Here is a 25,805-nt window from a genome sequence, read left to right as displayed (position 1 = left end):
GTGCCAGTATGAACCAAGCCAGGTTGAACCAACCCCCAGGCCGCAACGGCGGCAGGCAACCGGTCGAGTGGTGTGCGTATGCCCGGTACTAAGCCCGGTAGTGACAAACCGACAGGGCGCGTCGTCGTCGTGATCGTGCTCTTGATGCTTGCTGGCGCTGCCCTGCGCGGCCACCTGCCGGCCGACGACGGTGCACCGCTCGCGGCGGCCGGCGGCAGCCGGGCGGCGCTGATGTTCATTGTCGCCGCACTTGCCGCGACGCTCGCGCTGATAGCGCTCGCCATCATCACCCGGTTGCGACATCCGCTCCCGGTGGCGCCCAGCGCGGGGGAGCTCTCGGCAATGCTTGGCGGTGCAGCAGGGCGTCCGAACTGGCGTGTGCTGTTGCTCGGACTCGGGACAATCCTGGCCTGGCTGCTGATTGCGATACTGCTGGCACGGTTGTTCGTGCCCGATGATGTCGGTCCTGCTGCGCCCATACCGGATTCAACCGCTACGCCGGATGCTTCCAGCACCACGCCGTCGCGCCCGCAACCGCCGCAAGACAACAATGACGACGTGCTCGGCATTCTCTTTGCCAGCACAATCGGCCTGTTCTTGATGGTCGTCGCGGGGTCGCTGATTACCTCGCGACGACAGCGCAAGTCGGCACCGGCTCGTATCAGTGGCGATCGCATCGAGTCTCCGGCGCCCTCGGCGCGTTCGGAATCACTGGCGCGTGCCGCCGAGATCGGACTGGCCGAGATGGCCGACCTCCGCCGCGAACCACGGGAGGCGATAATTGCGTGTTACGTGGCGATGGAGCGTGAACTGTCGCATGTTCCCGGTGTTGCCCCTCAGGACTTCGACACCCCGACCGAGGTGCTGGCCCGAGCCGTCGAACACCGTGCGCTCCATGGTGCTAGTGCCGCCGCGTTGGTGAGCCTGTTCGCCGAGGCGCGTTTTAGCCCGCACGTGATGAACGAGGAGCACCGTGAGGTGGCGATGCGTTTGCTTCGACTGGTTCTTGACGAACTGAGCACTCGGACCGCTATATGAAAAGGCTTATCGCCCTGGGGATTTTCCTCATCGTGGGGATTGAGCTGCTGGCGCTGATACTGCACGACCGTCGGCTCGTGCTCGCCGGGTCGGGGCTCGCCCTGGCTCTGGTGCTGCTCAACGTCCGCCGGATGCTGGGCAACCGGGACGAACTCACGGCTGCGCCGGACTCCGACGATCTGGGGGAGGGGTTGCGCCGGTGGCTCTCCAACACCGAGACGACGATCCGGTGGTCGGAGTCCACTCGAGCCGACTGGGACCGGCATTTGCGTCCGATGCTCGCACGACGGTTCGAAATCGCCACCGGCCATAGACAGGCCAAAGACCCGGTTGCCTTTGCTGCCACCGGCCGAATGCTTTTCGGCGACGAATTGTGGGAATGGGTCAACCCGAACAATGTGACGCACACCGGCGACCGTCAACCAGGCCCCGGCCGTGCGGCACTGGAAGAAATTCTGCAGAAGTTAGAACAGGTATGACTCAACGATGATTATGCCGGCCGCGACGACCACCGCCCACTGCGAGGCGGTGCTCGACGAAATCGAACGTGTGGTGGTGGGGAAGCGCTCTGCACTGACACTCATCCTCACCGCCGTGCTCGCCCGTGGCCACGTGCTCATCGAAGATCTCCCCGGCCTCGGCAAGACGCTGATCGCGCGATCCTTCGCCGCCGCGTTGGGGCTCGATTTCACCCGAGTGCAATTCACGCCTGATTTGCTGCCGGCCGATCTGCTCGGCTCGACCATCTATGACATGCAGTCCGGTCGTTTCGAATTCCGGGCCGGGCCTATTTTCACCAACCTGTTGCTCGCCGACGAGATCAACCGGACGCCGCCGAAGACGCAAGCGGCACTGTTGGAGGCAATGGCCGAGGGCCAGGTGAGCATCGATGGCCAAACCCATAAACTGGCAATGCCATTCATCGTTCTGGCGACCGACAATCCGATCGAATACGAGGGCACATATCCACTGCCGGAGGCGCAACTGGATCGGTTCGCGATCCGGTTGGAACTGCGCTACCTCTCCGAGCGAGACGAGACCTCGATGCTGCGCCGTCGCCTGGAACGCGGTTCTGCGGATCCGACGGTGAATCAGGTGGTGGACTGCCACGATCTGTTGGCCATGCGTGAATCGGTCGAGCAGGTCACCGTGCACGAGGACGTCTTGCACTATGTGGTGTCGTTGGCCAACGCTACCCGGCACCATCCGCAGGTGGCCGTCGGCGCCAGCCCGCGAGCCGAACTCGACCTGGTCCAGCTCTCCCGTGCCCGCGCTCTGTTGCTCGGCCGGGACTACGTCATACCCGAAGATGTCAAGGAACTTGCGACCGCGGCCGTCGCGCATCGGATCACATTGCGCCCGGAGATGTGGGTGCGCAAGATTGCGGGCGCTGATGTGGTCTCAGAGCTGTTGCGGCGTCTGCCTGTTCCCCGAATTAGTGGAACGTAGCGGGTTGGCTGGATGAACTACGGCGCGATGTGATCCAAACGTGTGAAGTCGAGTTGCGCTGGCGTGCATCACAACTGACGCTGGCGATTGCCACCTGTGCCGGAGTTGCGCTAGCCGCAGCGGTCGTCGCTGGTCGTTGGCAGCTGATTGCGTTCGCGGCGCCGCTGCTCGGCGTGTTGTGCTCGATCAGCTGGCAGCGTCCGGTCCCGGTGATCCAGGTGCACGGTGACCCGGATTCGCAGCGATGTTTCGAGAACGAACATGTGCGAGTGACCGTGTGGGTCACAACGGAATCCGTGGACGCCGCGGTCGAACTCACGGTATCGGCGTTGGCGGGAATGCAGTTCGAAGCTCTGGAATCCGTGTCACGCCGGACGACAACGGTTTCCGCGGTGGCGCAACGCTGGGGGCGCTATCCTATCCGGGCCCGGGTCGCCGTCGTCGCACGCGGTGGGTTGTTGATGGGAGCCGGAACCGTCGACGCCGCCGAAATCGTCGTGTTTCCGCTGACACCGCCGCAGTCGACGCCACTGCCGCAGACCGAATTGCTCGACCGCCTGGGAGCTCATCTCACCCGGCACGTCGGGCCGGGTGTCGAATACGCCGACATTCGCCCATATGTCCCGGGCGACCAGCTACGTGCCGTGAACTGGGTGGTAAGCGCGCGCCGTGGCCGACTGCACGTGACAAGGCGGTTGACCGACCGGGCCGCTGACGTGGTGGTGTTGATCGACATGTATCGACAGCCGGCGGGTCCGGCGACCGAGGCCACCGAACGAGTCGTGCGGGGTGCTGCTCAGGTGGTGCAAACCGCGCTGCGAAACGGTGACCGTGCTGGGATCGTTGCGCTGGGCGGCAATCGGCCGCGATGGCTGGGCGCCGACATCGGGCAGCGCCAGTTCTATCGGGTGCTCGACACCGTGCTCGGCGCCGGGGAAGGGTTCGAAAACACCACCGGGACGCTGGCTCCGCGCGCAGCTGTTCCCGCAGGAGCGGTTGTCATTGCGTTTTCCACGCTGCTGGATACCGAGTTCGCGCTGGCGTTGATCGACCTGCGTAAACGCGGCCACGTCGTGGTTGCTGTCGACGTTCTTGATAGCTGTCCGCTCCAGGACCAACTGGATCCCCTGGTGGTCCGGATGTGGGCGCTGCAGCGCTCCGCGATGTATCGCGACATGGCCACCATCGGGGTCGACGTGCTGTCCTGGCCGGCGGATCACTCGCTTCAGCAGTCGATGGGTGCGTTGCCCAATCGCCGTCGTCGCGGACGGGGCAGAGCTAGCCGGGCGAGGCTGCCATGACCTCGTTTGCGCACCCGGGTACTCGTGGGCTCTCCACGGTGTTCGGACTGATGATGGTGGGGTCGGCCGCTGTGGGATCGCACGGGCTGGCTGTTGTCGTGGGGCTTGCCGCGGTGATTGCGGTAGGGGTGGCGGCGGTGTTTCGCCTGGCGGCAACGCTTGCCGTGGTGTTGTCGGTGGTGATGATCGTGGTGTCCGGCCCGACGCATGTGCTTGCCGCATTGTCGGGGTTTTGCGCCGCCGTCTACCTGGTGTGCCGATACGGGGCCGGTGTTGTCGCCGGGAGCTGGCCGACGACCGTTGCCGCCGTTGGTTTCACGTTCGCTGGGTTGGCTGCGACGTCGTTCCCGCTGCAAGTGCCATGGCTGCCGTTGGCGGCACCGTTGGCCGTGTTGGCTACCTACGTGCTGGCCACCCGTCCGTTCTCGAGGTGAACCGCCGGCTGGCCGGTCGGGCCGGTGCGCGCTGTTGACAATCGGTTATCAGTCGATAACATGGAGGGTATGTTATCAACTGATAACCGAGCCGAGCTCGGAGACATCCTTACCGACATCGGGGATTACCTCGACGACAATCCACCGGCGCTAAGCCTGCCGCCGGCCGCCTACACCTCATCGGAGCTGTGGCAGCTGGAGCGGGAACGGATCTTCAACCGGTCCTGGATGCTTGTCGCGCATGTCGACCAAGTCGCCAAGACCGGTGACTACGTCACCGTGTCCGTCGCAGGGGAGCCGGTCATGGTGGTGCGGGACGTCGACGGGCAGCTGCACGCTCTTTCGCCGATCTGCCGGCACCGGTTGATGCTGATGGTGGAACCCGGTGCGGGGCGCATCGACACGTTGACCTGCCAATACCACCTGTGGCGCTATGGGCTGGATGGCCGGTTGCGCGGAGCGCCCCATATGGCCGCCAACTTAGACTTCAACCGTAGGGAGTGCCGGCTTCCGCAGTTCGCCGTGGCCACCTGGAATGGATTGGTGTGGATCAACCTGGATGCCGATGCCGAACCAATCGCGGCGCATCTGGACCTGACTGACGACGAATTCGCCGGCTATCGGCTCGGTGAGATGGTGCAGGTCGAGTCGTGGTCGCATGAGTGGCGAGCTAATTGGAAGGTGGCGGCGGAAAATGGTCATGAGAACTACCACGTGCTCGGCCTGCATCGCCAAACCCTGGAGCCGTTCGTTCCTGGTGGGGGCGATCTGGACGTTCGGCAGTATTCGCGGTGGGCGTTGCGCCTCAGGGTTCCCTTCACCGTTCCAGTAGAAGCGAAGTCGTTGCAGCTCAACGAGGTTCAGAAAAGTAATCTGGTCGTGTTGTGGACGTTTCCGAACAGCGCGCTGGCCATAGCGGGCGAGCGGGTGGTGTGGTTCGGCTTTATTCCGCAAAGCATCGACCGGGTGCAGGTGCTCGGCGGCGTGCTCACCACCCCCGAGTTAGCCGCCGATGCGGCAGCAACAGCTCAGACGTCGCAGTTCGTGATGGCGATGATCAATGACGAGGACCGGCTCGGACTGGAGGCCGTGCAGGTTGGGGCGGGCTCGCGATTCGCCGAACGGGGTCACCTTAGCTCGAAAGAATGGCCCGGCATGCTCGCGTTCTACCGGAACCTCGCCATGGCGCTGGTTGGCGACCACCCAGGTGCCAGCTAGCCTTGCCGGCATGCCGAGGCAGGCCGGCCGCTGGAGCCCAACGGCACTCCGCATCCTGGGGGCCGCTGCCGAGCTCATCGCGCTGCGGGGTTACAGCTCCACCTCGACGCGAGACATTGCCGCAGCCGTCGGGGTGGAGCAGCCGGCCATCTACAAACACTTCTCGGCCAAACGCGATATCCTTGCGGCCCTGGTGCGGCTCGCCGTGGAGTGGCCGCTTGAGCTGTTCGGTCACATCACCGCGATGCCGGTTCCGGCGGTGGTCAAGCTGCACCGCTGGCTGACGGAATCCCTGGACCACCTGCATGCTTCGCCCTATGTGCTGGTTTCCATCCTCATCACCCCGGACCTGCATCAGGAATCCTTCGTCGCGGAGCGGGAGCTAGTCGCGGAGATGGAACGCGCGCTGGTTGGCCTGATCGAGACCGGCCAAGGCGAAGGTGATGTGCGCGCAATGCATCCGTTATCGGCTGCCAGGCTGGTGCAGGCGTTGTTTGACGCTCTGGCGCTGCCGGAATTCGCGGTCAGCCCGGACGAGATCGTCGAGTTCGCGATGACGGCGCTGTTGTCGGACCCTGATCGGCTAGCCGAGATCCGGGCAGCAGCAGATGCTTTGGAGATCCAGACCGCACCCCCCGACCGCGGGCTCTAGGCGTGCGCAAACGAGGTGGCCGAGGGTGGCGTGCTTCTGACGGGAACCAGAATTTTCACGAAATCGCCGTTATTCGTCGCGCCGTTTTCCTACAGTTTGTTCTACGAGTACAGAGACGTGCACCGTTGCCTGAGTCATTGGCCGGGACGTCCTGTAGGGGAAGGGGCTGGGCTGATGAATTATTCGGTGTTGCCGCCGGAGATTAATTCGTTGCGGATGTTTACCGGTGCGGGGTCTGCGCCGATGCTTGCGGCATCGGTGGCTTGGGATCGTTTGGCCGCGGAGTTGGCGGTGGCGGCGTCCTCGTTTGGGTCGGTGACTTCGGGGTTGGCGGGTCAGTCCTGGCAGGGTGCGGCGGCGGCGGCGATGGCCGCGGCGGCGGCGCCGTATGCGGGGTGGTTGGCTGCTGCGGCGGCGCGGGCCGCTGGCGCGTCGGCTCAGGCCAAGGCGGTGGCCAGTGCGTTTGAGGCGGCGCGGGCGGCGACGGTGCATCCGATGCTGGTGGCGGCCAACCGTAATGCGTTTGTGCAGTTGGTGTTGTCGAATCTGTTTGGGCAGAATGCGCCGGCGATCGCGGCCGCTGAGGCGATGTATGAACAGATGTGGGCCGCCGATGTGGCCGCGATGGTGGGCTATCACGGCGGGGCATCGGCGGCCGCGGCGCAGCTGTCGTCGTGGTCAATTGGTCTGCAGCAGGCGTTGCCAGCTGCGCCATCGGCGCTGGCCGCCGCGATCGGCCTCGGCAACATCGGCGTCGGGAACCTGGGCGGCGGGAACACCGGTGACTACAATCTGGGCAGCGGAAATTCCGGCAACGCCAACGTAGGTAGCGGAAACTCCGGCAACGCCAATGTGGGCAGCGGAAATGACGGTGCCACGAATTTGGGCAGCGGAAATATCGGCAACACCAATCTCGGCAGCGGAAACGTTGGCAATGTCAATCTGGGCAGCGGAAACCGAGGCTTTGGAAACCTCGGCAACGGAAACTTTGGCAGTGGGAACCTGGGCAGTGGAAACACCGGAAGTACCAACTTCGGCGGCGGAAATCTCGGTTCCTTCAACTTGGGCAGTGGAAACATCGGCTCCTCCAACATCGGTTTCGGAAACAACGGCGACAATAACCTCGGCCTCGGGAACAATGGCAACAACAACATCGGTTTTGGGCTCACCGGCGACAACTTGGTGGGCATTGGCGCGCTGAACTCGGGCATCGGGAATCTAGGTTTCGGGAACTCGGGTAACAACAACATCGGTTTCTTCAACTCTGGCAACAACAACGTGGGCTTCTTCAATTCGGGCAACAACAACTTCGGCTTTGGAAACGCGGGCGACATCAACACGGGCTTCGGAAACGCCGGCGACACCAACACGGGCTTCGGAAACGCCGGCTTCTTCAATATGGGCATCGGGAACGCGGGCAACGAAGACATGGGCGTCGGGAACGGCGGTTCCTTTAACGTGGGCGTTGGCAATGCGGGCAACCAAAGTGTGGGCTTTGGCAACGCGGGCACCCTAAACGTGGGCTTCGCAAACGCGGGCAGTATCAATACGGGATTCGCGAACTCGGGCAGCATCAATACGGGCGGTTTCGACTCGGGCGACCGGAACACCGGGTTTGGAAGCTCGGTCGACCAATCCGTTTCGAGCTCGGGCTTCGGCAACACCGGCATGAATTCCTCAGGCTTCTTTAACACGGGCAATGTTTCGGCTGGCTATGGGAACAACGGTGACGTTCAGTCGGGCATCAATAACACCAACTCCGGCGGCTTCAACGTCGGCTTCTATAACTCGGGTGCCGGCACCGTGGGCATCGCAAACTCTGGCCTGCAGACCACAGGCATTGCGAACTCGGGCACCCTCAACACGGGTGTGGCGAACACGGGTGACCACAGCTCGGGGGGCTTCAATCAGGGCAGTGACCAGTCGGGCTTCTTCGGTCAGCCCTAACGGATTCAGCGCAGCAACTGGGCGGCCTGGTCGGCCAGGTCGAGCACCGGCTGCGGGGCGATCCCCAGCACCACGGTGACTACCGTGCATACCGCAATGGCGGCCTTGCTCAGCACGCCGGGTGCCGCCACGTGTGGTGTGTCACCGGATTCTTCGGTGAAGAACATGCTCACGATCACCCGCACGTAGAAGTAGGCGGCGACGCCGCTGGAGATCACGCCGACGATTACCAGCGGCACCGCGCCGGCGGAAGCGGCGGCCCTAAACACCGCGAACTTGCTGACGAATCCACTGGTCAACGGGATGCCGGCGAAGGCCAGCAGAAACATCGACAGCATCACGCCCACGATAGGTGAACGCTGTCCCAGCCCGGCCCAGTGGGACAGGTCGGCATCCTCTGAACCTGCTGAGCCGTCGGCGCCTCGGACCAGACCCACGATGGCAAACGCACCCATCGTGCTGAAGCTGTAGGCGACCAGATAGAACAACGTCGCGGAAAGACCCGCCGGATTATCGGCGATCACGCCGGTAAGTATGAAACCGACGTGCGCGACCGATGAATAGGCCAGCATACGCTTGACGTTGGTCTGGTTTACCGCGGTGACGGTGCCCACCGTCATGGTGAGGATGGCAATCGCCCACAGCACCGGGCGCCACTGATCGTGCAGCGGCGGCAGCGCGACATAGACCACCCGGAGCAGCGCACCGAACGCCGCGACCTTGGTGGCGGCCGCCATGAACCCGGTGATCGGGGTGGGTGCGCCCTGGTACACATCGGGAATCCAGGAGTGGAATGGCACCGCGCCGACCTTGAATAGTAGGCCGACCGCGAGCAGCGCGACGCCGGCCAACGCCATTGAGTCGTCGGTGCGCGCTGCCAACGCATCCCGAATACCCGGCAAGGTCAGCGTGCCGGTCGCGCCGTATAGCAACGCGACGCCGTAGAGGAAGAACGCCGACGAGAAGGCGCCCAGCAGGAAGTACTTCATCGCGGCTTCCTGCGACAGCAGGCGGCGATTCCGGGCCAGCCCACACATCAGGTACAGCGGCAGCGATAGCACCTCCAGCGCAACGAACATCGTCAACAGGTCGTTGGACGCGGGAAACACCATCATGCCGCCGACGGACAGCATCGCCAGCGGGAAAAGTTCCGTCTGGGTGGCTCCCGCCCGTTCCGCTTGGCGCTCAGCATCGCTGCCGGGCACGGCGGAAGCCTGCGGGGTAAACGAATCGAGTCCAGGGAGCCGCGCCACAGCGAGGGTGTTCTGGCGTTGCGGACTCACCCGGGCGCTGCGTTCGGCCATGAAGACGACTGCCATGATCGTGACCAGTAGTACGGTGCCTTGCAGAAACAGGGTCGCTCGATCCACGGCTATGGCCCCCAGCACCGCGGCGTGACCCGACCCGTGAATCGACCTGGCCACCACGATGACCGCGATGAGTGCCACTGCCGACCCGCCAAGGGCGAGCGTCACTTGGGCGCCATAGCGCCACCGGCGCGGCAGGAAAGCCTCGGCCAGCACACCGGCGACCGCAACCGAAAAGACGATGAGCATCGGAGCGAGCAGGAAGTACTCGACGTGCGGGGCGGGCAGGATCATGGGTGCGGTCCTTCGGCTGTCCGGGAGGCGCCCACGGCCGGAACCGGGTGTGCCACGCTGGGCGCGGGATCATGCTGGCCGATGGTGGTCATGGTGTTCTCGACCGCCGGATTGATGATGTCGAGCACAGGTTTGGGGTAGACCCCAAGCACGAGTAACAGCGCGATCAACGGTGCCACCACGATCATCTCGCGGCCCACCAGATCCCCTATGCGTTCGTTGCCTTCGGCTACCGGACCGGTCATCACCCGCTGGTAGAGCCACAGCATGTAAACGGCCGAGAGGACCAGTGCGGTAACGCCGAACGCCGCCGCCAGCCAGTAGCGGCTGAAAGTGCCCAGCAGAACCAGGAATTCGCTGATAAACGGGGCTAGGCCGGGCAGCGATACGGTGGCCATGGCCGAGACCATGAACGTGCCGGCCAGGATGGGCGCCACCTTCTGGACACCGCCGTAGTCGGCGATCGATCGGCTGCCGCGCCGCGCTATCAAGAAACCGGCGATCAGGAACACCGCCGCCGTGGACAGGCCGTGGTTGAGCATGTACAGCGTCGACCCGCTCTGGCCCTGGGTGGTCATGACGAAGATGCCTGCGATGATGAACCCGAAGTGCGAGATCGAGGTGTAGGCGATCAGCCGCATCATGTCGGTTTGGCCGATCGCCACGATCGCGCCGTAGATCACCCCGATGATGGCCAGCGTCACGATCAGCGGACGGAAATACGTTGACGGGTCAGGAAACAGCTGCAGGCAGTAGCGCAGCATGCCGAAGGTGCCGACCTTGTCCATCACCGCCATCATCAGCACCGCGGTCGCTGGGGTGGACTCGACGGCGGCGTCCGGCAGCCAGCGATGGAACGGCCACAGCGGAGCCTTGATCGCGAACGCGAACATGAAGCCCAAGAACAGCGCCTTGAACACCGCCGGGTCCGCTCCGTAGCGGCCCGCCGCCACGCCGGCCACGATCTCACGGAAGTCGAAGGTGCCCGAATCGTACTGTGCGGTCACCACATACAGCCCGATCACCGCCGCCAGCATGATCAACCCGCCAAACAGGTTGTACAGCAAGAACTTCACCGCGGCACGCGAGCGTCCGGCCCCCTGGCCGAAGCCGCCGATGAGGAAGTACATCGGGATCAGCATGGCCTCGAAGAACACGTAGAACAGCAGCACGTCCAGCGCGATCACCGACATCAGCACCATCGACTCGATGGCCAGCGTCAATGCCACGTAGGCGTGCACGCCTCGGGTGCGTTCGCCACCTGACGATCGCAAGCGCGGCGGAGCCGGGCGCTGGGGGTACCTCCCGCTTGCGGGGGACAGGTCGTCAGCATCGGTTGCGTCGTTCCAGCCGGCCACCAGCAGCAACGGAATCAGCACTGTGGTCAACAACACCAGCACCACTGCGATGCCGTCCACACCAAGGGTATAGCCGGCGCCGAACGCCGGTATCCAGGAATGCTTTTCGACGAACTGATACGGCTCGGCGCTGGGCTTGAATTCGGCCGCGACGACGATCGACACCGCCAACGTCAGGACGCTGACAACCATACCGGCCCACTTGGCGAGTCGGCGCCGACCGGGTGGTAGCAGGATGATCAGCACCGCACCTGCCAGCGGCACCAGCCAGAGCACGCTCAGCCACGGCACGTTATTCACCACAGCTGCACCACCAGCAGCGCCGCCGCCACTAACACCGCTCCTACCAGCATCGATAACGCGTAGTTACGGGCGAAGCCGGTTTGCATTTGCCGCAGGCGATTCGAAGTCTGGCTCACGAGCGTCGCCAGCGCGTTAACCGAGCCGTCCACACCCGCGTCGTCCACCGCGACCACCGCGTTGGTCAATTGCGCACCAGGGCGCATGAACACCTCCTCGTTGAAGGCATCGCCGTACAGGTCCGCACGTGCGGCCGCGGTCAGCGCCGACACCCGAACCGGGGCAACCCTCGGGATCGGCGCGGTGCCGTACATCCGGTAGGCCACCGCGATACCGACGGCGACCACACCGAGCGCCAGGGTGGTGGCGACCCAGGTCGGCAGCGCATGGGTGGCCTCTTCATGAGATCCGACAACTGGCTGCAGCCAATGCCGCAACGTGCCACCCACCGCGAGCAGGCCACCGGAGAACACCGAGCCGACGGCGAGCAAGATCATCGGCCAGGTCATCACGGCCGGTGCCTCGTGCGGATGGGCGCCTGGCGTCCAACGCTTTTCGCCGAAGAAGGTCATCAGCATCACTCGCGTCATGTAGAACGCGGTGACGCCCGCACCCAGCAGCGCGGCACCGCCCAGCAGCGAGCCCCGGATGCCGCCGGCGCCCAATGCGGCCTCGATGATCGCATCCTTGGAGAAGAAGCCCGCGAACGGCGGTACCCCGATAATCGCCAGATACGCCAGGCCGAAGGTTGCGAACGTGACCGGCAGGGCGGCGCGCAGACCACCGTAACGGCGCATGTCCTGCTCTTCGTGCATCGCGTGAATCACCGCGCCGGACCCAAGGAATAGGCCGGCCTTGAAGAAACCGTGAGTGAGCAGATGCATGATCGCAAACGCGTAGCCGGCCGGACCCAGGCCCGCGGCCAGCACCATGTAGCCGATCTGGCTAATGGTCGAGGCTGCCAGCGCACGTTTGATGTCGTCCTTGGCGCAGCCGATGATCGCCCCAAACAGCAGCGTCACCGCGCCGACGATGACGACCGCCAGTTGGGCGGTGGGCGCCAGGTTGTACAGCGGGCCCGACCGCACAATCAAATACACTCCGGCGGTCACCATGGTGGCGGCGTGGATCAGCGCGGACACCGGGGTGGGGCCCTCCATCGCGTCGCCAAGCCAGGCTTGCAGCGGAACCTGCGCGGACTTGGCGCACGCCCCCAACAGCATCAACAACCCGATCGCGGTCAGCACTGCGCGACTTGCGGCGGGTACGCCGGCGAACACGCCGGCATACGACAGGGTGCCGAAAGTGCTAAACGTCAAGAACATACCCACCGCTAGGCCGGCGTCCCCAACCCGGTTCATCACGAATGCCTTTTTGGCCGCGGTGGCCGCCGACGGCTTGTGGTACCAGAAACCGATCAACAGATACGACGCCAGGCCCACACCCTCCCAGCCGACGTACAGCAACACATAGTTGTCGGCGACCACCAGCAGCAGCATCGAGGCCAGAAACAGGTTGAGATAGCCGAAAAACCTGCGCCGGTCCGGGTCCTCGGCCATGTAGCCGACCGAATAGATGTGAATCAGCGATCCGACCCCGGAGATCAGCAGCACGAAGCACATGGACAACTGATCGATCTGCAGCCCGAAGTCGACTTGGAGTCCGCCGGCGGGTATCCAGGTGAACACCTGCTGATGGATCGCGCGCTCGAGCCCATCGCGACCGAGCATGTCGGCCAGCAGCATCGCGCCCACCCCGAATGCCGCCAGCGCTGCGGCACAGCCCAGCAGGTGGCCCCACGCATCGGTGCGTCTGCCGCCGAACAGCAAGATTGCGGCACCCGCCAGTGGCAGTGCCACCAGCAGCCAGGTGTAGTGAGTCCCCAAGGAAGTTGTCACGGTGGCGTCGTCAGCCTTTGAGTAGATTCGCGTCGTCGACCGACGCCGATTTGCGGGTACGGAAAATCGTCATGATGATGGCCAGGCCGACGACCACTTCGCAGGCGGCCACCACCATGGTGAAGAACGCGATCATCTGGGCGTCGAGATGGCCATGCATGCGCGCGAAGGTGACGAACGCCAGGTTAACGGCATTGAGCATGAGCTCGACGCACATGAACATCACGATCGCGTTGCGTCGCAGCAGCACACCGGAGGCTCCGATGGTGAATAGCAGCACCGAAAGATAAAGGTAGTTGGCCGGATTCATGATGCACCGCCTTCTAAAGAGCCGGAGACGGCTCCGGGCGAGGGTGTTTGCAGGCCGTCGGCCCCGCGGGTGCGCAGCATCCGGGGGACCGACAATTCGGAATAGGAACCGTCGGGGAGCAGGGCGGCAACGTCGACCGCGTTGTGGCGCGCGTAGACACCCGGGTTGGGCAGCGGGGTGGGGTGCCCGCCGGGACGGAAGCGTTCCTGGGAGAGTTCGCGCTGGGTCTTGCGGCGCTCGAAACGCTCCCGGTGCGCTAGCACCATCGCCCCGACGGCGGCGGTAATCAACAGCGCACTGGTCAACTCGAACGCCCACAGGTAACGGGAAAAAATCAGCGCGGCCAAGCCTTCGACGTTGCCGTTGGCGTTGGCGACGGTTAGTCCGGCAAAACCTCGGGTCGCCACCTGGCCGATGGTGCTGATCAGGAGAACGCCGAACCCGACACCGGTCAGCACCGCGGCGACCCGCTGCCCGCGCAGCGTCTCCTTCAGTGATTCCGCGGAGTCCACACCGATCAGCATCAGCACGAACAGGAACAGCATCATCACCGCGCCGGTGTAGACAACCACCTGGACGACACCCAAAAACAGCGCGTCCTGGGCCATGTAGAACACCGCCAGGATGATCATGGTCATCGCCAGAAACATCGCTGAGTACACGGCGTTGACGGCCAGCACAACCCCGACCGCGCCCAGCAGCGCCAACGCACTGAGCACCCAGAACATCACCGCTTCCCCGGTGGAGGTGCGGACGATGACATCTGAAGCCAGCACCGCGGTCATCGGGAATCTCCGGTGGTCTGGCTCTCACGCACGCCCCGCAAGCCCTCGGCGGTCACATTGCCTAGGTAGTAGTCCTTATCGGTGGCACCGGGCGTCCGCGGATGCGGCGGCGCGGCCATCTCGGGCAGCAGCGGGGCCAGCAGCCGGTCCTTCTCGTAGATCAGGTCGGCGCGGTTGTCGTCGGCCAGTTCGTAATCATAGGTCATCGTCAGCGCCCGCGTCGGGCACGCCTCGATGCACAAACCGCAACCGATGCAACGCAAATAGTTAATCTGGTACACCCGGCCGTAGCGTTCGCCCGGCGAAAACCGCTCCTCTTCGGTATTGTCCGCGCCCTCGACATAGATTGCGTCGGCCGGGCAGGCCCAGGCGCACAACTCGCAGCCGATGCATTTCTCCAGGCCGTCCGGATACCGGTTGAGCTGATGACGGCCGTGGTAGCGCGCTGCTACCGGACCGGGCCTTTCCGGATACTCCTCGGTGACCGTCTTTTTGAACATCGAACCAAGCGTTACCCCGAATCCGGCTACGGCGTCCAGTAACTTAGTCCGGCGACGACGCGGGCCGGAGTCAGCCCGAGATGGGGGTACCGCCCGCTTGTGGGGGAGAGCCGGACGATCAGTGTTAGCCACCTGCATTCTCCTTGGTTGCACCGGCTAGCAGCGGTGGTGTCGGAAATGCCGGTTCAGGGCTGGTGCCTTCGTCCCCGCGTTGCCGTGCCGATGCGCGAGCGCCGGGAGCGCTCAACGGCTTTCGCAACAACAGCACCATGGCAGCGGCAACGACAATGCTGCTAAACACCAGAGTCGGGGTCCAGTACTGGTAGCCCTGGTTGCGTAGTGAGCGGATGATCGCGGCGACCATCACCCACACCAGCGAGACGGGGATCAATAACTTCCAGCCCAGCGCCATGAACTGGTCGTAGCGCAGCCGCGGCAGCGTAGCCCGCAGCCAGAAATAGATGAACAGAAAGCCCCACACTTTAGCGGTGAACCAGATCAGTGGCCACCAGCCGGTGTTGGCGCTCGCCCACATGTTCAGCGGCCAGGGAGCATGCCAGCCACCGAAGAATAGGGTCGCGGCCAGTGCCGAAACCGTAGTCATATTGACGTACTCGGCGAGCATGAACATCGCGAACTTCAACGACGAGTACTCGGTGTGGAATCCCGCGACCAGCTCGCCCTCGGCTTCGGGCAAATCGAACGGCGCCCGGTTGGTTTCACCCACCATAGAAATGAGATAGATGACGAATGACGGCAACAACAGGAAGGCATACCAGACACCGTCTTGTGCGGCCACGATCTGCGACGTCGACATGGTGCCGGCCATAAGGAACACCGTCGCGAACGACAGGCCCATCGCGACCTCGTAGGAGATGACCTGCGCGGTGGAGCGCACCCCGCCCAGCAGCGGGTAGGTGGACCCGGACGCCCAACCGCCCAGCACGATGCCGTATACCCCGATCGCCGACAGTCCCAGGATGAACAGCACGGCGACGGGAAGGTCGGTTATCTGCAACGGTGTCCGGTGGCCAAACACCGACACCTCGGGACCAAACGGGATGAACGCGAAAGCGGTGAATGCCGGAATCACCGAAATGATCGGCGCCACAAAATATACGAATCGATCGATGCCACCGGGTGTGATGCTCTCTTTGAGCGCCAGCTTGATGCCGTCAGCCAGGCTCTGCAGGGCTCCTTTTGGGCCAACCCGGTTGGGGCCGGGCCGCAACTGCATCCGGCCCAGCAGCTTGCGTTCGGCCAGGATCGCCACCAGCACCGTCAGCATGAGGAACACGAATACCGCGATCGCTTTGGCCGCCACCAGCCACCAGGTGTCGTGGCCGAACGTGGTCATGGCCGCCACTCCTTGCGCGAGGGTCCGCACTGGTACATCAAAATCGGTGTGTCGGCGTACTGGGGGCACCTCCCGCTTGCGGGGGAACACGCGCGCTCGCGGCAAGGGGAGACGCTCATGAGCCCGCTCCGATTTTCACGATGCTGCCGATTGTCACCCTCAGCTGTCGGTGCACCGTCGAGCCCGCCGAGTTCAGCGGAAGCCACACGACGCGGTCGGGCATGTCGGTGACACTGCACGGCAAGGTGATTGAGCCGCGTGACGTGCTGACCGTGACCGCCTCGCCATCGGCGGCGCCGATCTCGGCTGCCGTATCCGGCGACAGCCGTACCACGGGTGTGCGCGCGGTACCGGCCAGATATGGTTCGCCGTCCTGCAGGCGGCCCTCGTCGAGGAGCATCCGCCACCCGGTCAAGATCGCCTCACCAGCTTCGGGTTGGGTCGGCCCGGTGGCCGCGATGTGGGGACCGGCAGCGTGTTTGCCGTCCCAGATACCGAGCGCGGCCAGCTCCTCGCGGGCCGCCTCCACGGTGGGCACGCCCAGATGGACACCCATGTCGTCGGCCAACGCGTCCAGCACCCGGTGATCCGACTGGCCAGCTTGCAGTGTGCTGCCGCGCAGCGCGGGTTCGAATGTACGGTAGCGACCCTCCCAGTTGACGAACGCGCCGGCTTTCTGGGTCGTCGGCGCGACCGGGAACACCACGTCGGCGCGTTCGGTGACCGTACTGTGTCGCAGCTCCAGGCTGACCACGAAACCGGTGGCGTCCAACGCGGCCAGCACGGCGTCCGGGTCGGCGAAGTCCGCGGGTTCGATACCCCCGACCAGCAGCGCAGCCAACGTCTCGTCGGCAGCGGCGGCCAGGATGCCGTCGGCGTCCCGTCCAGCCGCGGCAGGCAATTCGGCGATATGCCACGCCGCACACACCTGCGCGCGGGCGACCTCGTCGGCCAGCGGGCGGCCACCGGGTAACAGCGTGGGCAACGCTCCGGCTTCCAGCGCTCCGCGTTCCCCCGCCCGCCGCGGCACCCACGCCAAACGGGCGCCGGTCGTATCGGCCAGCCGAGCGGCCGCCGACAATCCGCCCGGTACCGTGGCCAAGCGCTCCCCGACTATGATGACCGCGCCCGGGGTGGCCAGCAGGTCGCCCACTGCACCGGTGGCCAGATCGTCCAGCGCCGCGGGTTCGCCACCAGGAACGGTTTTGATCAGCCGGCCCGACATTTTGTGCAGGCCACCAGTGGCAAAGGGGGCGATCGTGTACACCGGGACGCGGTGTCTGCGAGCGGCCTTGCGTAACCGCAGAAACACGATCGGCGACTCGTCTTCGGGCTCGAATCCCACCAGCAGCACCACCGGAGCCGATTCCAAATCGGCATAGCTGACCGCCATATGCCGCCCGGCGATGCGGGCCGCCAGGAAGTCGGCCTCCTCGGCCGAGTGCGGCCGGGCGCGGAAGTCGATGTCGTTGGTGCCCAACGTGATCCGCGCGAACTTGGCGTACGCGTAGGCGTCCTCCCAGGTCACTCGGCCGCCGACCAGCACCCCGGTGCGGCCCCGCGCTGCCGCCAGTCCCTGGGCGGCCACCGCCATTGCGTGCGACCACGAGGTGGGCACCAGCGCGCCCTTGGGGTCCCCACCGTCGCGGATCAGGGGAGTGGTGATCACGTCCGGCTGGGTCGCGTACGTGAAGGCCCACCGGCCCTTGTCGCAGTTCCACTCCTCGTTGACTTCCGGGTCGTCACCGGCCAGCCGCCGCAGCACCTTGCCGCGGCGATGGTCGGTGCGTTGCGCGCAGCCCGACGCGCAGTGCTCGCAGACGCTGGGGCTGGAGACCAAATCGAACGGACGCGCGCGGAACCGGTAGGCGGTCCCCGTTAGCGCCCCCACCGGGCAGATCTGCACCGTGTTGCCGGAGAAGTACGACTCGAACGGTTCATCGGCGTAGATACCGACCTGCTGCAGGGCGCCGCGCTCCTGCATATCGATGAACGGATCGCCGGCGATCTGGTCGGAGAACCGGGTGCAGCGGGCGCACAGGATGCAACGTTCGCGGTCCAGCAGCACCTGCGCGGAGATGTTGATCGGTTTGGCGAAGGTACGTTTGGCCTCGGTGAAGCGAGAATCCGTGCGGCCGTTAGACATTGCCTGGTTTTGCAGCGGGCATTCACCGCCCTTGTCGCACATCGGGCAATCCAGCGGATGGTTGATCAGCAGCAGTTCCATCACACCGTGCTGGGCCTTGTCGGCAATCTCGGAGGTGAGTTGGGTGCGCACCACCATGTCGTCGGTGGCCACGGTGGTGCACGACGCCAGCGGCTTGCGTTGCCCTTCGACCTCGACCAGGCATTGCCGGCAGGCGCCGACGGGCTCCAGCAGCGGGTGGTCGCAGAATCGCGGGATCTGGATTCCCATCAGTTCGGCGGCGCGAATCACCAACGTGCCCTTGGGGACGCTGATTTCGACGCCGTCGATGGTCAGTGTCACCATCTCCGGTTGGCCTACCCGGATGTCAGTGTCGGCCGCCTGGGTCACGCGTCCACTCCGTTCGCGACGAGCATGGAGTCTCGGGGGTCGAATGGGCAACCGCCTCCTTCGACGTGGGCCAGGTACTCGTCGCGGAAGTGCTTGATCGACGACATCACCGGACTCGCGGCACCGTCGCCCAACGCGCAGAACGACTTTCCCAAGATGGAATCGGAAATGTCCAACAGTTTGTCAATGTCTTCATGGCTACCCCGGCCGGTTTCCAGCCGCTCGTAGATCTTATCCAGCCAGAAGGTGCCCTCCCGGCACGGCGTGCATTTCCCACACGATTCGTGCTTGTAGAACTCGGTCCAGCGGCGCACCGCGCGCACCACGCAGGTGGTCTCGTCGAAGATCTCCAGCGCCTTGGTCCCCAGCATCGAGCCGGCCGCACCCACACCCTCGTAGTCCAGCGGCACATCCAGATGCTCGTCGGTGAGCAGCGGGGTCGACGAGCCGCCCGGTGTCCAGAACTTCAGCCGGTGCCCGGCGCGCACCCCGCCTGCGTAGTCGAGCAACTCGCGCAGCGTAATGCCCAGCGGCGCCTCGTACTGGCCGGGGCGGGTGACGTGGCCGGACAGCGAATACAGGGTGAAGCCAGGCGATTTCTCGCTGCCCATCGACCGGAACCAGTCGATGCCGCCCAGGATGATCGATGGGACACTGGCGATCGTTTCGACGTTGTTGATCACGGTCGGGCAGCCATACAGACCGGCCACCGCGGGGAAGGGGGGCCGCAGCCGCGGCTGGCCGCGCCGGCCTTCCAGCGAGTCGAGCAGGGCGGTCTCCTCGCCGCAGATGTAGGCGCCCGCGCCGGCGTGTACCACCAGCTCCAGATCGAATCCGGAACCTCCGATGTTGCGGCCTAGGAAGCCGGCGGCATAGGCCTCGGCCACCGCGTTGTGCAGCCGGCGCAATACCGGCACCACCTCACCGCGTACGTAGACGAACGCGTGATGGGCGCGGATCGCGTAGGCGGCGATGATGACGCCTTCGATGAGCACATGTGGCGTCGCCAGCATCAACGGAATGTCTTTGCACGTACCGGGTTCGGACTCGTCGGCGTTGACCACCAGGTAGTGCGGCTTGGCCGCGGCGCCGGTGTCGCCCTGCGGGATGAACGACCACTTGGTCCCGGTGGCAAAGCCCGCGCCGCCGCGTCCGCGTAACCCGGAATCCTTGACGATGCTGATCACGTCGTCGGGCGGCATCGTCAGGGCTTTCTGCAACGCCTGATAGCCCCGATAGCGATCGTGGCGTTGATAAGTGGCCAGGGTCCACGACTCCGGGTCGTCCCAGTGGCGGCTGATCACCGGGGTCAACGGGGTGGCCTGCGTGGTCATTCGTCCGCTCCGGGGGTTGGTGGCGCCTGCATGTCGTTCTTCCTTGCCACCTGCAGCCCGGCCAGGGTGGGCGCGCCGGGACCGCCCTGGCCTTCGTCGGGACGCTGGTCGGGTAGACCCGCCAGGATGCGCGATGTTTGCCGGAAGCCGCACAGCGGCGCGCCGCGGGTGGGCGCCTTCGGTGTGTCGGAGCGCAGCGAGTCGACGAGTTCGCGCGCGGACTCCGGCGTCTGGTTGTCGAAGAATTCCCAGTTGACCATCACCACCGGTGCGTAATCGCAGGCGGCGTTGCATTCGATGTGTTGCAAGGTGACCACACCGTCGGAGGTGGTTTCGTCGTGGCCGACGCCGAGATGCTCTTTGAGGCGGTCGAAGATGGCGTCGCCGCCCATGACGGCGCACAGCGTGTTCGTGCACACACCCACCAGGTACTCGCCGGTGGGGCGCCGGCGGTACATGGTGTAGAAGCTGGCCACCGCCGACACCTCGGCCCCGGTCAGCCCGAGTTGATCGGCGCAGAACCGCAAACCCGCCGGCGTCAGGTAGGAATCCTCGCCCTGCACCAGGTGCAGCAACGGCAACAGCGCCGAGCGCCTGTCGGGATAGCGGCCGATGATCTCCTTGGCGTCGACCTCCAGCCGCGCCAGTACGTCCGGCGGATACGACCGCGGAGCGCCCTCGACGACAAACTGGTTGGGTTCGTCCGGTGGCGGTCCGAGCCGGATGAACACCGGCTGACCGGGTGGCTGTGTCACCGGTCCACCCCGCCCATGACCGGGTCAATGCTGGCGACCGCCGCGATCAAATCGGCGACCATCCCGCCTTCGCACATCGCGGCGACGGACTGCAGGTTGGTGAAGGAGGGATCCCGGTAGTGCACCCGGTAGGGGCGGGTGCCACCGTCGCTGACCATGTGTACGCCGAGCTCACCACGGGGGGACTCCACCGCGACGTAGACCTGGCCCGCCGGCACCCGGATGCCCTCGGTGACCAGTTTGAAGTGGTGGATCAGCGCTTCCATCGAGGAGCCCATGATTTTGGCGATGTGCTTGGGTGAGTTGCCCAGGCCGTCGGGCCCCACCTGCAGGTCGGCCGGCCAGGCGAGCTTGCGATCGGAGATCATGGTCGGGCCGGGTCGTAACTTGTCCAGACACTGCTCCACGATCTTCATCGACTCCCACATCTCTTTGACGCGAATCATGTAGCGCCCGTAGGCATCACAGCTGTCGTCGGTGATCACATCGAATTCATAGTGCTGGTATCCGCAGTAGGGCTCGCTTTTCCGCAGGTCGTGGGGCAACCCAGTGGAACGCAGTATCGGGCCGGTGATGCCCAGTGCCATGCATCCGGTCAGATCCAGGTATCCGACGCCCTGGGTGCGGGCCTTCCAGATGGCGTTTTCGTTGAGCAGCTCGCCCATTTCGCGCAGTGGTTGGCGCAACTGCTTGAGTGCTTCCGCGATTTCGGTGGCCGCGTTGGGCGGTAAGTCCTGCGCCACGCCGCCGGGTCGGATGTAGGCGCTGTTCATCCGCAAACCGGTGATCTTTTCGAACAGCGTGAGCACGATCTCGCGTGCCCGGAAGCCGACGAACATCGGAGTCATGGCGCCCAATTCCATGCCCCCGGTCGCCAATGCGACCAAATGCGACGAGATCCGGTTGAGCTCCATCATCAGCACGCGGATGACGTTGACCCGCTCGGGTATCTCATCGGTGATGCCGAGCAGCTTCTCCACGCCGAGGCAGTAGGCGGTTTCGTTGAAAAACGGTGACAGGTAATCCATTCGGGTCACGAAGGTGACGCCCTGGGTCCAGTACCGGTATTCGAGGTTCTTCTCGATTCCGGTGTGCAGGTAGCCGATTCCGCACCGGGCTTCGACGACTGTTTCGCCCTCGATCTCCAGGATTAACCGCAACACCCCGTGGGTAGACGGGTGCTGGGGCCCCATGTTGACGACGATGCGTTCACCGGGATCCGCGCTGCGCGCGGCGTCCACGACCTGCTGCCAGTCCTGCCCGCCAGCGACCAGGACGGTCTCGCCGGCGCCGCCAGCCGAGTCGGCGATTGCCGTCATCAGTTGTAGCCCCTCCGCTCGTCGGGCGGGGGTATCTGCGCGCCCTTGTATTCGACCGGGATGCCGCCGAGAGGGTAGTCCTTGCGTTGCGGATGCCCCTGCCAGTCATCGGGCATCTCGATCCGGGTCAGGGCCGGATGGCCGTCGAAGATGATCCCGAAGAAGTCGTAGGTTTCCCGCTCGTGCCAGTCGTTGGTCGGATAGATCGCGAACAGGGAAGGGATGTGCGGATCACTGTCCGGCGCAGACACTTCCAACCGGAGGCGACGGTTGTGGGTGATCGACTGCAGCGGGTAGACGGCATGCAGCTCCCGACCCGTCTCGTGCGGGTAGTGCACCCCGCTCACCCCAAGACACAGCTCGAATCGCAATTCGGGTTCGTCGCGCAGCCGCTGGGCGACCCGCGGCAGTAGATCCCGGCGGACGTGCAGGGTCAGTTCATCGCGGTAGACCACGACTTTCTCGACGGCGTCCTCGAATTCGACGCGCTCGTGCCGCAGTGCCTCGGCCAGCCGGTCGACGATATCGTCGAAGTAGCCGCCGTAGGGCCGGGGGCTGCTGCCAGGGAGGACGACTTGGCGCACCAACCGTCCGTAACCGGAGGTGTCACCGGTGCCCGAGACGCCGAACATGCCGCGGCGAACGTCGACCACCTCCGCGGTGGGGGAGTCCGGGCGGCCTTCCTGGGCGTCTTGGTTCGGCGGGCTCATCGCAGCAGTCCGCGCATCTCGATGGTGGGCCGGGCCAACAACGCCGCCTCTTCGGCCTCGGCGATAGCGCGTTCCCGGTTGATACCTAATGGCATCTGCTGAATCTTTTCGTGCAGCTTCAGGATTGCGTGCAGCAGCATCTCCGGGCGCGGCGGGCAGCCGGGTAGGTAGATGTCGACCGGAACAACATGATCCACGCCCTGCACGATCGCATAGTTGTTGAACATCCCACCTGACGAGGCGCACACACCCATGGCCAGAACCCATTTCGGCTCCGCCATCTGGTCATAGATCTGGCGCAGTACCGGCGCCATCTTCTGGCTGACCCGGCCCGCCACGATCATCAGATCTGCCTGCCGCGGCGTGGCCGAGAACCGTTCCATCCCGAACCGCGCAATGTCAAACCTTGGTCCCGCGGTCGCCATCATCTCGATCGCACAGCACGCCAATCCGAATGTTGCCGGCCACAGGGAGTTTTTGCGGACATAGCCCGCCACCTTCTCGACGGTCGACAGCAGGATCCCGCCGGGCAGCTGTTCTTCCAGTCCCACGCCCTACCTCAATCCCACGTCAGGCCCCCGCGGCGCCACACATACGCGTAGGCCACGAACACCGTGAGCATGAATATCGCCATCTCGACCAGCGCGAACGTGCCCAGCGAGTCGTAGCTGACCGCCCACGGGTAGAGGAACACAATTTCGATGTCGAAGACGATGAACAACATCGCGGTCAGGTAGTACTTGATGGGGAACCGCTGCCCGCTCGCCGCGCCGGGGCCAATGGAGGTTCTGGCTCCAGTGCTAGCGGGCTCGATCCCGCATTCGTAGGCGGCCTGCTTTGACCGGTTGAACCGCGACGGGCCGACCAGGCTCGCGATCACCACCGACACCACGGCGAAGGCGGCGGCCAGCGCCGCCAGTACCAGGATGGGTATGTAGACGTTCAACTCGCTCCATGATCCGTCGTACGGGGCCGCCAGCGCGGCGGCCGGGCGGTGACCGGGCTGCCGTGACGAACCGGGGCTTCGGGCCGTCACAGTGACCTTCAACATAGTCGCGCAACGGCCACCCCACATTCCCGGGGTCAGGCTGGTGCATACCTGTGCGAGTCGAAGCAGAACCCGTGGCTGGGTCCGGCGTCGGTCGCTGCGAAGCAAAACTGGGGATTGCGCGTCCCGGCGAATTGTATGAATGTTGGTCTAACCCCCTGATAAGCGCAGCATTTGTTGTTAATCTCGGCATTTGCCGGTTAATCGTTGGCCGTATTGAGGTCGGCGTGGCATCGAGCAGCGAAGCGGAAGGACGGGAGCTGTGAGTTTCGTCGTGCTGCCGCCGGAGATCAATTCCTTGCGAATGTTCATCGGTGCAGGCACTGCGCCGATGCTGGCGGCGGCGGCAGCCTGGGACGGGCTTGCCGAAGAGTTGGGGACCGCGGCGCAATCATTTGCGTCGGTCACGGCCGGGCTGGCGGGTCAGGCGTGGCAGGGTCCGGCAGCCTTGGCGATGGCGGCAGCGGCGGCTCCCTACGCGGGGTGGTTGACCGCGGCAGCGGCTCAGTCGGCCGGGGCGGCGGGACAGGCGCGCGCAGTGGCCAGCATCTTCGAGGCGGCGCAGGCGGCGACGGTGCTTCCGGCGGCGGTGGCCGCCAACCGCGACGCATTCGTGCAGCTGGTGATGACGAATTTGTTCGGGCAGAACGCGCCGTTGATTGCTGCCGCCGAGGGTGTGTACGAGGAGATGTGGGCCGCGGATGTGGCCGCCATGTCGGGGTACTACTCCGGGGCATCGGCGATTGCCGCGCAAGTGGTGCCGTGGGCGAGTTTGCTGCAGCGATTTCCGGGTTTGGGTGCCGGCGCCACCGGCGCTACTGGCGGTGAGAGCGTCGGCACCGGCGCTACTGGCGGCGAGAGCGTCGGCACCGGCGGCGGTGAGAGCGTCGGCACCGGAGGTGCAACCGCTAGCGGCGGGGGCGTCGGCTACGTCGGAGGCGGCGTGGCTAGCGCCGGGTTAGCGGCCGGTGATCCGGCCCATGGCAGTGTAGGCCAAGGGAATTTCGGCGGTGGCGATGTTGGCGCCGGAGACGTCGTCGCGTCGAGCGCTACCAGTGCCCATGCCGGCGTTGTGAGCCCCGGCTTCATCGGTGCCCCGCTCGCGCTCGCCGCTCTGGGTCAGATGGCACGTGGCGGCACTAACTCTGCCCCGGGAACTGCCACCGAGTCAGCTCGAGCGCCAGAGCCGGCGGCTTCCGCGCCACCGGAAGCCGTTGTGGAAGTTCCAGAACTTGAAGTTCCAGCAATGGGGGTGCTGCCAACTGTGGATCCGAAAGTTGCGGCCAAGGCCGCTCCGCTGTCGACAACGCGGGTAGGCCAATCCGCGGGTTCTGGAATTCCGGAATCGACACTACGCACCGCGCAAGGTCAGCAGGCTTCAGAGACTTCAGCGGCGGAGGAGACAGCGCCGTCGTTGCGGCCGGAAGCGGCAGCGGGCCAATTACGACCTCGGGTAAGAAAGGACCCGAAGATTCAAATGCGGGGCGGCTGAACGTTCGCGCCGCGAATGCCGGCCGCGTCCGGTTAGTGGGCGGGTGCGCGCAACAGTGAGAGCACCGTGCGGCCCAGCACGATGGGGTCGACGGGATGCGGCACTGCGGCCTCGGCCCGCGACCAGCTGGCCAGCCAGGTGTCGTCCGGACGGCCGGTGAGCACCAGGATGGGCGGGCAACTGGCAAGTTCGTCTTTGAGCTGTTTGGCGATTCCCATGCCTCCGGTCGGTGTCGCCTCACCGTCGAGGATGGCCAAGTCGATGCCCCCCCGATCCATCTGGCGTATCACCATCGGACCGGTAGCCACTTCGACGTAGGTCAAATCGGGCAGATCCGGGTGCAACCGTTTGCCCAGGGCCCGCATCACCCGTTCGCGGGTCTGGACGTTGTCGCTGTAGACGAGGATCCGCAATGCGGTGCTGGAGTCGGGCACGGTGTCAGATGGTACTGGTGTCCATCGGA

Annotated in this window: 24 protein-coding genes; 9 read left to right on the top strand and 15 right to left on the bottom strand. The window is 64.9% G+C overall.

Annotation, left to right across the window (positions count from 1 at the left end):
- The first annotated feature begins 78 nt into the window (after nucleotides 1-78).
- From Rv3166c to PPE53, 8 genes are all read left to right on the top strand, one after another.
- Entirely contained in the window at nucleotides 79-1,038 is a 960-nt protein-coding gene (locus tag Rv3166c; protein ID NP_217682.1) for a hypothetical protein, read from the top strand.
- On the top strand, nucleotides 1,035-1,517 hold the full coding sequence (locus Rv3165c) for a hypothetical protein (protein NP_217681.1): 483 nt from the start codon (nucleotides 1,035-1,037) through the stop codon (nucleotides 1,515-1,517). The genes Rv3166c and Rv3165c overlap by 4 nt, the downstream gene beginning before the upstream one ends.
- Nucleotides 1,518-1,524: 7 nt before the next feature.
- Nucleotides 1,525-2,487: a methanol dehydrogenase transcriptional regulator MoxR gene (gene moxR3, locus Rv3164c; RefSeq protein ID NP_217680.1), complete on the top strand. Its 963-nt coding sequence runs from the start codon at nucleotides 1,525-1,527 to the stop codon at nucleotides 2,485-2,487.
- Between the two features lie 29 nt (nucleotides 2,488-2,516).
- Nucleotides 2,517-3,788 (top strand): hypothetical protein, encoded by a 1,272-nt coding sequence (locus tag Rv3163c; protein NP_217679.1) that lies wholly within the window; start codon nucleotides 2,517-2,519, stop codon nucleotides 3,786-3,788.
- On the top strand, nucleotides 3,785-4,222 hold the full coding sequence (locus Rv3162c) for an integral membrane protein (RefSeq protein ID NP_217678.1): 438 nt from the start codon (nucleotides 3,785-3,787) through the stop codon (nucleotides 4,220-4,222). The genes Rv3163c and Rv3162c overlap by 4 nt, the downstream gene beginning before the upstream one ends.
- Nucleotides 4,223-4,291: 69 nt before the next feature.
- Nucleotides 4,292-5,440 carry a dioxygenase gene (locus tag Rv3161c; RefSeq protein ID NP_217677.1) on the top strand — a complete coding sequence of 383 codons (1,149 nt, stop codon included), beginning with the start codon at nucleotides 4,292-4,294 and terminating at the stop codon, nucleotides 5,438-5,440.
- A 10-nt stretch (nucleotides 5,441-5,450) separates the two neighbouring features.
- Nucleotides 5,451-6,092: a TetR family transcriptional regulator gene (locus Rv3160c; RefSeq protein NP_217676.1), complete on the top strand. Its 642-nt coding sequence runs from the start codon at nucleotides 5,451-5,453 to the stop codon at nucleotides 6,090-6,092.
- 174 nt (nucleotides 6,093-6,266) lie between these two features.
- Nucleotides 6,267-8,039 (top strand): PPE family protein PPE53, encoded by a 1,773-nt coding sequence (gene PPE53 / locus Rv3159c; RefSeq protein YP_177937.1) that lies wholly within the window; start codon nucleotides 6,267-6,269, stop codon nucleotides 8,037-8,039.
- 5 nt (nucleotides 8,040-8,044) lie between these two features.
- On the opposite strand, the gene nuoN is transcribed toward PPE53, so the two are convergent.
- The 14 genes from nuoN to nuoA form a co-directional block, all read right to left on the bottom strand.
- Nucleotides 8,045-9,640, bottom strand: coding sequence for an NADH-quinone oxidoreductase subunit N (nuoN, locus tag Rv3158; RefSeq protein NP_217674.1), 1,596 nt, complete (start codon nucleotides 9,638-9,640; stop codon nucleotides 8,045-8,047).
- The gene (nuoM, locus tag Rv3157) at nucleotides 9,637-11,298 is read right to left on the bottom strand and encodes an NADH-quinone oxidoreductase subunit M (RefSeq protein NP_217673.1); all 1,662 of its coding nucleotides are present in this window, start codon (nucleotides 11,296-11,298) and stop codon (nucleotides 9,637-9,639) included. Before nuoM ends, nuoN begins: the two co-directional genes overlap by 4 nt.
- Nucleotides 11,295-13,196, bottom strand: a complete 1,902-nt coding sequence (gene nuoL, locus Rv3156) for an NADH-quinone oxidoreductase subunit L (RefSeq protein ID NP_217672.1) — start codon at nucleotides 13,194-13,196, stop codon at nucleotides 11,295-11,297. Before nuoL ends, nuoM begins: the two co-directional genes overlap by 4 nt.
- Before the next feature lie 10 nt (nucleotides 13,197-13,206).
- Complete coding sequence (gene nuoK, locus Rv3155) at nucleotides 13,207-13,506, bottom strand: NADH-quinone oxidoreductase subunit K (protein ID NP_217671.1); 300 nt, start codon at nucleotides 13,504-13,506, stop codon at nucleotides 13,207-13,209.
- Nucleotides 13,503-14,291 carry an NADH-quinone oxidoreductase subunit J gene (nuoJ, locus tag Rv3154; RefSeq protein NP_217670.1) on the bottom strand — a complete coding sequence of 263 codons (789 nt, stop codon included), beginning with the start codon at nucleotides 14,289-14,291 and terminating at the stop codon, nucleotides 13,503-13,505. The genes nuoK and nuoJ overlap by 4 nt, the downstream gene beginning before the upstream one ends.
- A complete protein-coding gene (gene nuoI / locus Rv3153) occupies nucleotides 14,288-14,923 on the bottom strand; it encodes an NADH-quinone oxidoreductase subunit I (RefSeq protein ID NP_217669.1) in 636 nt (211 codons plus the stop codon). Before nuoI ends, nuoJ begins: the two co-directional genes overlap by 4 nt.
- Complete coding sequence (nuoH, locus tag Rv3152) at nucleotides 14,916-16,148, bottom strand: NADH-quinone oxidoreductase subunit H (protein NP_217668.1); 1,233 nt, start codon at nucleotides 16,146-16,148, stop codon at nucleotides 14,916-14,918. Before nuoH ends, nuoI begins: the two co-directional genes overlap by 8 nt.
- A gap of 115 nt (nucleotides 16,149-16,263) precedes the next feature.
- Entirely contained in the window at nucleotides 16,264-18,684 is a 2,421-nt protein-coding gene (nuoG, locus tag Rv3151; RefSeq protein ID NP_217667.1) for an NADH-quinone oxidoreductase subunit G, read from the bottom strand.
- Entirely contained in the window at nucleotides 18,681-20,018 is a 1,338-nt protein-coding gene (gene nuoF / locus Rv3150) for an NADH-quinone oxidoreductase subunit F (protein NP_217666.1), read from the bottom strand. Before nuoF ends, nuoG begins: the two co-directional genes overlap by 4 nt.
- Nucleotides 20,015-20,773 (bottom strand): NADH-quinone oxidoreductase subunit E, encoded by a 759-nt coding sequence (gene nuoE / locus Rv3149; RefSeq protein ID NP_217665.1) that lies wholly within the window; start codon nucleotides 20,771-20,773, stop codon nucleotides 20,015-20,017. The genes nuoF and nuoE overlap by 4 nt, the downstream gene beginning before the upstream one ends.
- Nucleotides 20,770-22,092 carry an NADH-quinone oxidoreductase subunit D gene (gene nuoD / locus Rv3148; RefSeq protein ID NP_217664.1) on the bottom strand — a complete coding sequence of 441 codons (1,323 nt, stop codon included), beginning with the start codon at nucleotides 22,090-22,092 and terminating at the stop codon, nucleotides 20,770-20,772. Before nuoD ends, nuoE begins: the two co-directional genes overlap by 4 nt.
- On the bottom strand, nucleotides 22,092-22,802 hold the full coding sequence (nuoC, locus tag Rv3147; protein NP_217663.1) for an NADH-quinone oxidoreductase subunit C: 711 nt from the start codon (nucleotides 22,800-22,802) through the stop codon (nucleotides 22,092-22,094). The genes nuoD and nuoC overlap by 1 nt, the downstream gene beginning before the upstream one ends.
- Complete coding sequence (nuoB, locus tag Rv3146) at nucleotides 22,799-23,353, bottom strand: NADH-quinone oxidoreductase subunit B (RefSeq protein ID NP_217662.1); 555 nt, start codon at nucleotides 23,351-23,353, stop codon at nucleotides 22,799-22,801. The genes nuoC and nuoB overlap by 4 nt, the downstream gene beginning before the upstream one ends.
- An 8-nt stretch (nucleotides 23,354-23,361) precedes the next feature.
- The gene (gene nuoA, locus Rv3145; protein NP_217661.1) at nucleotides 23,362-23,748 is read right to left on the bottom strand and encodes an NADH-quinone oxidoreductase subunit A; all 387 of its coding nucleotides are present in this window, start codon (nucleotides 23,746-23,748) and stop codon (nucleotides 23,362-23,364) included.
- Between the two features lie 364 nt (nucleotides 23,749-24,112).
- Between nuoA and PPE52 the strand changes: the two genes are divergently transcribed.
- Nucleotides 24,113-25,342 (top strand): PPE family protein PPE52, encoded by a 1,230-nt coding sequence (PPE52, locus tag Rv3144c; protein YP_177936.2) that lies wholly within the window; start codon nucleotides 24,113-24,115, stop codon nucleotides 25,340-25,342.
- A 32-nt stretch (nucleotides 25,343-25,374) separates the two neighbouring features.
- On the opposite strand, the gene Rv3143 is transcribed toward PPE52, so the two are convergent.
- The gene (locus Rv3143; protein NP_217659.1) at nucleotides 25,375-25,776 is read right to left on the bottom strand and encodes a response regulator; all 402 of its coding nucleotides are present in this window, start codon (nucleotides 25,774-25,776) and stop codon (nucleotides 25,375-25,377) included.
- Nucleotides 25,777-25,805: the final 29 nt, after the last annotated feature.

The sequence above is a fragment of the Mycobacterium tuberculosis H37Rv genome (assembly GCF_000195955.2).
GTDB lineage: Bacteria > Actinomycetota > Actinomycetes > Mycobacteriales > Mycobacteriaceae > Mycobacterium > Mycobacterium tuberculosis.
Note: the sequence above shows the minus strand (reverse complement) of the source record. Positions and strands in the feature narration are given on the sequence as shown.